The organism is Methylobacterium sp. yr668 (assembly GCF_900116245.1).
Taxonomy (GTDB): domain Bacteria; phylum Pseudomonadota; class Alphaproteobacteria; order Rhizobiales; family Beijerinckiaceae; genus Methylobacterium.
On record NZ_FOZY01000064.1, the window covers coordinates 1 to 10,777 of the forward strand.

Below are 10,777 nucleotides of genomic sequence, written 5' to 3' on the forward strand. Positions count from 1 at the left end.
CGCCGGACGGCCGAGCTGACCAAGTACGCGGCGAACGCGTTCCTCGCGGCGAAGATCACGTTCATCAACGAGGTGGCGGACCTGTGCGAGGCGGTGGGCGCGGACGTGCAGGCGGTGGCGCGCGGCATCGGCCTGGACAACCGGATCGGGTCGAAGTTCCTGCATGCCGGGCCGGGCTACGGCGGCTCGTGCTTCCCCAAGGACACGCTGGCCCTGGTCAAGACCGCGCAGGACGCGGGCACGCCGCTGCGGCTGGTCGAGACGGTGGTGGCGGTCAACGACCAGCGCAAGCGCGCGATGGCGCGCAAGGTGATCAAGGCCTGCGGCGGGTCGGTGCGGGGCAAGACGATCGCCCTCCTCGGCCTGACCTTCAAGCCGAACACCGACGACATGCGCGACGCGCCCGCGCTGGCGATCGTGGCGGGCCTGCAGGACGCCGGCGCCGTGGTCCGCGCTTACGATCCCGAGGGCATGGAGCAGGCTCGGATCCTGATGCCGGCTGTGGATTACGCCGAGAACGCCTACGCCTGCGCCGAGGGCGCCGACGCGGTGGTGATCGTCACCGAGTGGAACGCGTTCCGGGCCCTCGACCTCGACCGGCTGCGTCAGGCCATGTCGTCCGGTGAGGCGGCTCCCGTGCTGATCGACCTGCGCAACATCTACGACCCCGCGAGCGCCGCGCGCCACGGTTTCACCTATTGCGGCGTCGGACGAACCAAGGAGAGCGTCGCCCGGATCGGGTCTTGATCATCACTGCGCAGGCCTTCGAGCCCGGATTCCTGTGCGGGACTTGCGCGACATCGCGAAGATTTCTTCCGGAATCGGCATCGATGCCGCTAGACGGGCGGCGTCCGCGGAGGCGCAACTGTGGCTTTCTCGTGATCGAGCCCGCGTCTCGGCAGCCGGTCCGGCGGTTCAAACTTGGCGTTTTGACCGTAGGAATTGGATAAGCTTCTGATGAATACATGTCACAGCCTCTGGCAATTTTGCCACGCGGGGATGACCTCGCGTTAGGGCTGGTTGGACACCGCAATGGTGCCACAGTAAGGGGTGAGAGGGTACTCACTCGTCGAGAGCCGAGCCGACTTCCGATAACGAGCGTGTGCGAACCGAACGTGACACAACGTACAGACATTGCGATCGTCGGACGCGCATGCCGACTGCCCGGGGCTCCCAGCGTGGATGGGCTCTGGTCACTCCTGTCCGAAGGGCGCTGCGCCGTCAGCAAGGTGCCGGCCGACCGGTTCTCCCTGGAGCGGTTCGCCCATCCGCGCGCCCATGAGCGCGGCAAGAGCTACACCTGGGCGGCCGGTGTCATCGACGACGTCTGGTCGTTCGACCCGTCGGTCTTCGGCATCTCGCCCCGCGAGGCCGAGCAGATGGATCCGCAGCAGCGGATGCTGCTCGAGCTGACCTGGGAAGCCCTCGAGGACGCGGGCCTGCGCCCGTCGAGCGTGGCCGGCAGCAATATCGGCGTGTTCGTCGGCGCCTCGTCCCTCGATTACGGCAACCTGCGCATCCTCGACGCGCCGTCGGGCGACGCTTACGCGGCGACCGGCAACACGCTCTCGATCATCTCGAACCGCATCTCCTACATCTTCGACCTCAAGGGCCCGAGCTTCACGGTCGACACGGCCTGCTCGTCCTCGCTCGTCGCCTTCGACAACGCCGTGCAGGCGATCCGGTCGGGCCGCGTGGACACCGCGGTCGTCGCCGGCGTGAACGTGCTGGCGAGCCCGTTCAACTTCATCTGCTTCTCCACCGCGCAGATGCTCTCGCGCACCGGCCTGTGCCAGGCGTTCTCCAAGAACGCGGACGGCTACGTGCGCTCCGAGGGCGGCGTGGTGTTCGTGCTGCAGTCGGCCGAGGCCGCGCGGCGCAACGGCGCCACCGTGCGCGCGGTCGTCGCCGCCTCCGGCATCAACTCCGACGGCCGGACCACCGGCATCTCCCTCCCCTCGGGCTACGCCCAGGGCGCCCTGCTGGAGAAGGTCTACCGCGAGGCCGAGATCCGCCTCGACGACCTCGCCTTCATGGAGGCGCACGGCACCGGCACGCCGGTGGGCGACCCGATCGAGGCCTCGGCCATCGGCTCGAAGCTCGGCCGCGGCCGGCAGGCGCCGCTGCCGATCGGCTCGATCAAGACCAATATCGGCCACACCGAGCCGGTCTCCGGCCTCGCCGGCCTGATGAAGGCGACTCTGGCGCTCGAGCACGATCTCGTCCCGCCGTCGCTGCACGCGGCCGAGCTCAATCCGGAGATCCCCTTCGGCGAGCTCAACCTGGACGTCGTGCGCGCGCCGCTGAAGATCGGCCGCGGCTCGCGCGAGCGCTTCGCCGGCGTCAACTCCTTCGGCTTCGGCGGCACCAACGCCCACGTCGTCATCACCGACGCGCCGGCCTGGGCGAAGCCCGCCGCCGCGACCGCGGAGCCCCAGGCCCAGGTGCTGCTGCTCTCGGCCCAGAGCCGGGCGGCGCTGAACGAGCTCGCCCTCGACTACGCCGAGCGCCTCGAGGCCGCCCCCGAGCAGGTCGCGACCGTTGCGGCCGCGGTGGCGCATCGCCGCGAGCGCATGCCCGCCCGCCTCGCCGTCGCGCTCGACGGCAAGACCGACGTCGCCGCGGCGCTGCGCGCCGTCGGCGAGGGCGAGGACACGCAGGACGCCTTCACCGGCACCGCGGTCGACCGCGTCGCCGAGGTGGCGTTCATCTATTCCGGCAACGGCAGCCAGTGGGCCGGGATGGGCCGCGAGGCCTACGAGGAGAACGCGACCTTCCGCGCGACCTTCGACCGGATCGATACCCTGTTCCGGGCCTACTCGGACTGGTCGCTGAAGGACGCGCTCTACGCCGACGACCTCGACGAGCGCCTCGCGCTGACCAGCGTCTCGCAGCCGCTGATCTTCGCCATCGAGAGCGCCTCGACGGCCGCGCTCAAGGCGAAGGGCCTGATCCCGTCCTACGTCCTCGGCCACTCCGTGGGCGAGATCGCGGCCGCCGAGGCCGCCGGGATCCTCAGCCTGGAGGACGCGGTCCGGGTCATCTACTACCGCAGCCACCACCAGGAGACGACGCACGGCCAGGGCACCATGGCGGTGCTGCTGATGCCGGCCGAGGAGGTCGAGACCTTCCTCAAGGATTACCCGACCCTCGACATCGCCGCCTACAACAGCCCCAAGGCCGTCACGGTCGCCGGGCCGGTGGCCGACATCGACGCCGCCATCAAGGCCCTGTCGCGCAAGCGCCGCCGCGGCCGCAAGCTCGACCTCGCCTACGCCTTCCACGGACGGCTGATGGACCCGACCGAGAAGCCGCTGCTGCGCGACCTCGCGGGCCTCAAGTCGCGGACCGGCACCACCGCGATGGTCTCGACCGTGACCGGCTCGGTGCTGGGCGGCGAGAATTTCGGCGCCGGCTACTGGTGGCGCAACATCCGCGAGCCCGTGCGCTTCTGCGAGGCCGTGCAGGACGCCACCCGCCGCGGCGCCCGCGTGTTCGTGGAGGTCGGCCCGCGCGCGACCCTGATGTCGCACGTCGGCGACGCGGTCGAGCCGCTGGGCATCGAGACCGCCACGGTCGGCGTGATGCACCGCAAGGCTTCCGGCGGCGACCCGATCGCCAAGGCGGTCAGCGCCGCCCTCGTCCAGGGCGCGCAGGTCGACGAGACGCTGCTGTTCGGCGACGCCCCGAAGGGCGACGTCCGCCTGCCCTCCTACCCGTGGCAGCGCCGCCCGTTCCGCCTCGCCGACACCACCGAGGGCGTCGGCGCGATGAGCCCCCGCCCCTACCACCCGCTGATCGGGTCGCGCACGACCTTCGACGGGCTGGAGTGGAACGGCTTCGTCGACCCGGTGACCGTGCCGGAACTGGAGGATCACAAGGTCGACGGCCAGGTGATCATGCCGGGCGCCGGCTTCGTCGAGATGGCCCTGGCCTGCGTTCGCGAGGCCCTGCGCGACGACGAGGTCGTGCTGGCCGACTTCGAGATCGTGGCGCCGATGGTGTTCGCCGAGGACGCCCTGCGCGAGGTCGCGGTGCGCCTGTCGGGCTCCGGCAACGGCATCCAGGTGCTGAGCCGGCCCCGCCTGACCCAGACCCCCTGGCAGCTGCACGCCCAGGCCAAGATCGTCGAGGGCACCTTCTCGGCCCCGAAGACACCGGATCTCGACGGCTTCAGCTTTGAGACCGCGGGCGACCACGTGCTCACCGGCGACGCGCTCTACGCCAAGGCCCTCGCCTCCGGGCTCGGCTTCGGCCCGAGCTTCCAGCAGGTGGCGATGAGCGCGCGGCTCGACGACGCCACGATCGTCTCCGACCTGCTGCCGGCCGAGCCCGACACCCGCTACGGCCTGGTGCCGAACCGGCTCGACGCGTGCTTCCACGGGCTGATCCTGCTGTTCGCCGACCTGCTCGGCGAGAACGGCGGCAAGGCCTACATCCCGGTGCGCTTCGGCGAGGTCCGTATGCTGCGCCCCGGCGCGGTGATCGCCCGCTCGATCATCCGCACCCGCCGCTGCAACGAGCGCTCGATCCTGGCCGACTTCACGCTCCTCGACGCCGAGGGCGCGGTCATCGCCACGATCCGCGAGGGCCGGTTCCAGGCCCTGCGCGCCAAGAACGGCGGCGACCTCTCGACCTTCGCGATCTCGCAGGTGCCGGAGCTCGCCACCGAGCCGACCGCGATCCCGATGGAGCGCCGCCCGAGCGTGGCCGCGCGTCTGCGCCCGCTCGCCGCCGAGTCGAAGGGGCCGTCCGACGCCGCCCTGTCGCCGGGCCACCTCCTGCTGGAGGGCTGGGCGACCTCGCTCGCCTACCGCCTCGCCTCCGGGCTGGCGCAGGGGGAGACCGTCTCGGTCACTGACAGCCGTGTGCCGGAGGCCCTGCGCCCCTGGCTGCTGAACGCCCTCTACGCCCTGGAGAGCAGCGGCCTCGCCGAGCGCGCGGGCCAGAACTGGACGCTGGGCGACGGCTCCGCCCTGCCGGCGCCCGACGAGATCATGCGCTGGATCGCCGGCGACCATCCGGACCTCTCGGCCGAGCTGGTGCTGATCGCCGATGTCGGCGCCCTGGTCGACCGGCTGCTCGCCGGCACGCTCACCGACGCGCCGTCCCTGCCGCAGGGGGCGATCGACGCCTTCGTGCTGCGCTCGGCCACCGCGCGCCACGGCGCCGACGTGGTCGCCGGCCTGATCGAACGGAGCCGTGCCCAGCTCCCGAAGGAGCGGGCGCTCCGCGTCCTGCAGGTCGGCTTCGGCCCGCTCTCGGCCCAGACCGCGACCTTCGCGTCCGCCGCCGAGGCCCGGCTCACCGTCTTCGAGACCGACCGCCGGCTCGCCGAGCGCGCTCGCCTGTCGCTCGGCCGTGCCGCCGCCGTGGTCGAGACCGCCGAGGAGCTCGCGCCCGGCAGCTTCGACCTGATCCTGGCGTCGGGCAGCCTGCATCGCGGCGACCGCAGCCTCCCGGGCCAGCTTGCCGGGGCGCTCGCCACCGGCGGCCTGCTGGTGGCCGTGGAGCCGGGCGCCTCCCTGTTCCGCGACCTCGTGTTCGGTCTCACGGCTGGCTGGTTCGAGGAGGCCGCGGGCGGCCTGCCCGTGGGCCGGCTCGAGGATATCGAGGGCTGGCAGCGCATCCTGAGCGCCCACGGCCTGGTCAAGGTCGAGGTCGAGCGGGCGGCGTCGGCCAACGGCGACGACCTGCTCCTGACCGCCGAGGCGCCGGTGCGCCCGGGTCCGGCCCCGGCGCAGAGCTTCGCCTTCATCATCGGTTCGGACGACGAGTTCGCGGCCGAGACCGCATCCTCCCTGGCGACCCTGCTGGTCGCGGGCGGCGTGCACGTCTCGATCATCCTCGACTCCGAGACCTCCCTGATGGAGCTGGAGAAGGAGACCCCCGACACGGTGGTGTTCCTGGCCGGCGCCTTCACCCGCGGCGGCGAGGCGTCCGAGCGGCTGCGCGACCGCTGCCTCAGCCTGAAGCGCTGCACCGAGCACCTGGGATCCCGCCAGACCAAGCTCTGGGTCGTGGCGCCTGGCGCGACCCGCGACCGCGGCGGCCAGACCACCAACATCGAGGCCGGCGTGTGGGCCTTCTCCCGCACGCTCGCCAACGAAGCCCCGAACCTCGACGTCCGCCGCATCGACCTCTCCCCCGAGATGTCGTCGAAGCGCGCCTCCGAGCGCCTGCGCGACCTCATCCTCTCCGGCACCCCGGAGACCGAGATCGTGCTGGACGACGAGCGGACCCAGGTCGTGCGCTTCCATGCCGGCCGGCCGCAGCACCGGGATCCGGCCGACGCCGTCCCGGCCGAGGCCGCGCGCCTGGAGCGCAGCAACACCGGCGGCCTGAGCGAGATGGTCTGGGGGCCGGCCGATCGCCGCGCTCCCGGCAAGGGCGAGATGGAGATCGCGGTCGAGGCCACCGGCCTCAACTTCCGCGACGTTCTCTGGGCGCTCTCGATGCTCCCCGAGGAGATCCTCGAGGACGGCTTCGCCGGCCCCCGCCTCGGCCTCGAGTGTGCCGGCCGCGTCACGGCCGTCGGCCCGGGCGTGAAGGGCTTCAAGGTCGGCGATCCGGTCGTCGCCTTCGCCCAGTCGGGCTTCGCCACGCACATCGTTGTGCCGGACCTCGTCGTCGCGCCGATGCCGCACGGCCTCGACCCGATGGCGGCCGCCACCGTGCCGGTGGCCTTCCTCACCGCCTATTACGGCCTCGTCTCCTGCGCCCGGATGCGGCGCGGCGAGTGGGTGCTGGTCCACGGCGGCGCGGGCGGCGTCGGGCTGGCGGCCCTGCAGATCGCCAAGCTGAAGGGTGCCCGGGTCATCGCCACGGCCGGCTCCCGCGAGAAGCGGGCCCTCGTGAAGGCGCTGGGCGCCGAGCACGTGCTCGATTCCCGCTCCCTGGCCTTCGTGGACGAGGTCCGGGCGATCACCGGCGACGGCGTCGACATCGTGCTGAACAGCCTGTTCGGCGAGGCGATGGAGCGCTCGCTCAACGCCCTCCGGCCGTTCGGCCGCTTCGTCGAGCTGGGCAAGCGCGACTACGTCGCCAACACCCATATCGGCCTGCGCCCGTTCCGGCGGAACCTCAGCTACTTCGGCGTCGACCTCGACCAGGTGATCCAGCACCAGGGCGACGACGGCGCGCGGATGTTCCGCGAGGTCATGGCCCTGTTCAACGACGGCGGCCTCAAGCCCCTGCCGTACCAGCCCTTCACGGCGGCCGAGACCTCGGACGCGTTCCGGCTGATGCAGCAGTCCGGCCATATCGGGAAGATCGTGATCAGCCCGCCGAAGGCCGGCACGATCATGAAGGACACGGCCCGGCCGTTCACGGTCTCGGCCGAGGGCGTCCACCTGCTGACCGGCGGCCTCGGCGGCTTCGGCCTGGAGGCGGCGCGCTGGCTGATCGACCGGGGTGCCAAGCACCTCGTGCTCGCGGGCCGCAAGGGCGCGGCCACCGACGAGGCCAAGGCCATCGTCGCGGAGCTCACCGCGCGGGGCGTGACCGTCGAGGCGAAGGCCGTCGACATCACGAGCCGCGCCTCGGTGGACCGGCTCATCGCCGGGATCGAGCAGGGCGGCAGGAAGCTCGCGGGCGTGCTGCACGCCGCGGCGGTGCTCCAGGACGGCCTGATCTCCAACATCGACGCCGCGGCGCTCGACGCGGTGATCGGCCCCAAGGTGATCGGCGCCCAGCACCTAGACGCCGCCACCCGCGACCGGAGCCTCGACTACTTCGTCCTGTTCTCCTCGGCGACGACCTTCATCGGCAACCCGGGCCAGGGGTCCTACGTGGCCGCCAACGGCTTCATGGAGGGACTCGCGCGCCAGCGCCGCCGCCGCGGCCTGCCCGCGCTGGCCGTGGCCTGGGGCGCCATCGGCGATGTCGGCATGCTCGCCCGCAACAAGGCGGTCATGGAAGGCCTCGCCGGCCGCGTCGGCGTCACGCCGATGGAGGCCCGCCGCTGCCTCGACCTGATGGCTGAGGCGCTGGGCAGCCAGGGCACGTCCCCCGACGAGGCGGTCATCGCCATCGCGGCGATGCACTGGGGCAAGGCGCGCGAGCGTCTCGCCACCATGCGCTCGCCGAGCTACGCCGAACTCGGCTCGGACCAGCAGGCCGAGGCCGGCGGCGTCCAGGCGATCAACATCGCGTCGCTGCTCAAGGGCGGCGACCTCGACGCGGTCCGCAAGACCGTATCGGACGCGATCGTCGAGGACATCGCCCGCATCCTGCGGCTGCCGAAGGACGACATCAGCCGCGTGCGCCAGCTCTCGGAGATCGGCCTCGACTCGCTGATGGGCGTCGAGCTCGGCGCCAGCCTGCAGGAGCGCTTCGCCCTCGACGCGCCGCCCGCCGGACTTTCGTCGGGCATGACCGTCAACGAGCTGTCGGAGTCCTTAATTCAGGCGGTTTCCGCGCCCATGGACGAGACGGCCGGCGTCGCGATGAGCCTCGTCTCGAAGCATGTCGGCGGTGAGGTCGATGCGCAGATCCTCGCGCCTCTCAAGGAACTCATCGAGCAGACGTCCAGCGAGATCAAAGAGACCAACTCATGACCGACACGGCACGGCCGGACGGCGGGCGCGCGGCGCTCGCCGGCTTCGTGACCAACCGGCTCGGGCGCGCGACGCCGCGCCCGGCCCCCGTCAAGACGGCCTCTCCCGCCGGCAAGTCGGCGGCGCAGAACTTCGAGAACCTGCCGGGCTACCGCGAGCTGAAGCTCCAGCGCCAGGCGGCCGACCTGATCGGTCTGGGCAACCCGTTCTTCCGCGTCCATGACGCCAAGGCCGGGGCCACGACGCGGATCGACCAGAAGAGCTTCACGAACTTCTCGTCCTACGATTACCTCGGCCTGAACGGTCATCCGCGGGTGAGCAACGCCGCCCGGGAGGCGATCGAGGCCTACGGCACGTCCGCGTCGGCGAGCCGGGTCGTGGCGGGCGAGCGGCCCGGGCACATCAGCCTCGAGCAGGCGCTGGCCAAGCACTACCAGTCCGAGGGCTGCATCGTGATGGTGAGCGGCCACGCCACCAACGTCACGACCATCGGCGCCCTGCTGGAAGCCGGCGACGTGATCTTCCACGACGCGCTATCCCACAACAGCATCGTCACCGGCGCGCAGCTGTCGGGCGCCCAGCGCCGCTCCTTCGCGCATAACGACCTCGACGCCCTGGAGACCCTGCTCCAGTCGACCCGCCACGAGCATCGCCGGGCGCTGATCGTGGTCGAGGGCCTCTACAGCATGGACGGCGACGCGCCGGACCTCGCCGGGCTCGTGGCCCTCAAGAAGCGCTACGACGCGTGGCTGATGGTCGACGAAGCGCACGGCCTCGGCGTCACCGGCCGCACCGGCGCCGGCCTGTTCGAGCATTGCGGCGTCGATCCCCGCGAGGTCGACATCTGGATGGGCACGCTGTCGAAGACGCTGTCCACCTGCGGCGGCTACATCTGCGGCCCGATCGCGCTGATCGAGTACCTGAAGCACACGGCCGGCGGCTTCGTGTACAGCGTCGGCATGTCGCCGCCGCTGGCCGCCGCCGCCGAGGCGGCGCTGGCCGTGATGCACGCCGAGCCGGAGCGGGTCGAGCGCCTGCGCCAGAACGGCACCCTGTTCCTGGCCACCGCCAAGAAGCTCGGCCTCGACACCGGCTTCAGCCTCGGCCTCGCGGTCGTGCCGATCATCGTCGGCGACTCGCTGAAGGCGGTGACGCTGTCGGACCGGCTGTTCCGCCGGGGCATCAACGTGCAGCCGATCATCCACCCGGCCGTGCCGGAGCGGGCCTCGCGCCTGCGCTTCTTCCTCACCTCCGAGCACACCCCCGACCAGATCCGCGACACCGTGAACGCGGTGGCGGAGGAGCTCGCCGCCATCGACAAGGGCGGCTCGCTGATCGAGCAACTGCTGGCGAAGCGCGTCTGAGCCCGGCCGGGGCCGGGAGCCCCGGTTCCCCGAGAGCGTTACGAAGAAGGGGGCGCGGATCACATCCGCGCCCCCTTCGGCATTCGGGCGACCGGTCTCCGCGGTCTCGGTCGGACGCGCGCATCGGCCGGATCGGCGCGACGCGAACCCGCATCCGTCGCGCGATGGGGTGGGTGCCCGCGTCGCGGTGCGCCGCCTTACTTGGCGTAGGAATAGGCCAGGGCGGCCGAGGAGACGGGGCCCGTGACGCCGTTGAAGGCGGTGAGGACCTTCTGGACCTCGGTGAAGGGCGCGTTCGACACGTAGATCAGGTCGCGGTTGCGCATCCGGAACGCCTGGGACACGAACAGGCTGTTGGGATCGCGCATGTCGATCCGGTAGACCACCGGCACCAGAGGCGTGCCCAGAAGCTTCGAGCCGGGGCTGAGCCGGCGCACGACGCTGGCCGGCTCGAACCGGAAGATGAACGTCCCGGCCGGGTCGGCGGCGAAGTCCGACAGGCCGCGCGCCTTGGCCAGCGCCTGCGCCAGCGTGATGCCGTCGGCCTGGAACGGCAGCTCGGTGCTGTTGCCCAGCGCGCCCACCGCGATGAAGGTCTGCGGGTCGCGCACGAGCGTCAGCACGTCGTTGGGCCGCAGGTAGATGTTCTCACGCGGGTTCGACACCACCGTGGTCAGCGGCACGGTCGCGGTCACCGGCCCGCGCGAGAGCCGCACGAAGGTCTCGTTGACCGGCGCGCGGTTGCCGCCGGCGGCGGCGATGACGTCGAGGATGCGGTCGCCGTGGCCCGAGAGCGGCAGGCGGGCGCCGGCGGCGCCCTCGCCGGTGACGGTGACGGCCTGGGAGATCGGGCGG

3 protein-coding genes and 1 pseudogene are annotated in these 10,777 nt (G+C 71.7%); 3 read left to right on the forward strand and 1 reads right to left on the reverse strand.

What is annotated here, in order from left to right; translation table 11 throughout:
* From BM419_RS30685 to BM419_RS30695, 3 genes are all read left to right on the forward strand, one after another.
* A partial coding sequence (locus tag BM419_RS30685; protein ID WP_139257172.1) for a UDP-glucose dehydrogenase family protein occupies positions 1 to 747 on the forward strand: 747 nt, incomplete at its 5' end.
* Between the two features lie 368 nt (positions 748 to 1,115).
* Positions 1,116 to 8,558: a type I polyketide synthase gene (locus BM419_RS30690; protein ID WP_175556425.1), complete on the forward strand. Its 7,443-nt coding sequence runs from the start codon at positions 1,116 to 1,118 to the stop codon at positions 8,556 to 8,558.
* A complete protein-coding gene (locus BM419_RS30695; protein ID WP_012317954.1) occupies positions 8,555 to 9,922 on the forward strand; it encodes an aminotransferase class I/II-fold pyridoxal phosphate-dependent enzyme in 1,368 nt (455 codons plus the stop codon). The genes BM419_RS30690 and BM419_RS30695 overlap by 4 nt, the downstream gene beginning before the upstream one ends.
* 197 nt (positions 9,923 to 10,119) lie before the next feature.
* Here BM419_RS30695 and BM419_RS30700 read toward each other — a convergent pair.
* Positions 10,120 to 10,777: pseudogene (locus tag BM419_RS30700) on the reverse strand (sugar transporter); the annotation flags it as partial.

Bases quoted from the DNA above. Each gene is read 5' to 3' on its own strand.
- BM419_RS30695 (WP_012317954.1), top strand. From the start codon at position 8,555: ATGACCGACACGGCACGGCCGGACGGCGGGCGCGCGGCGCTCGCCGGC.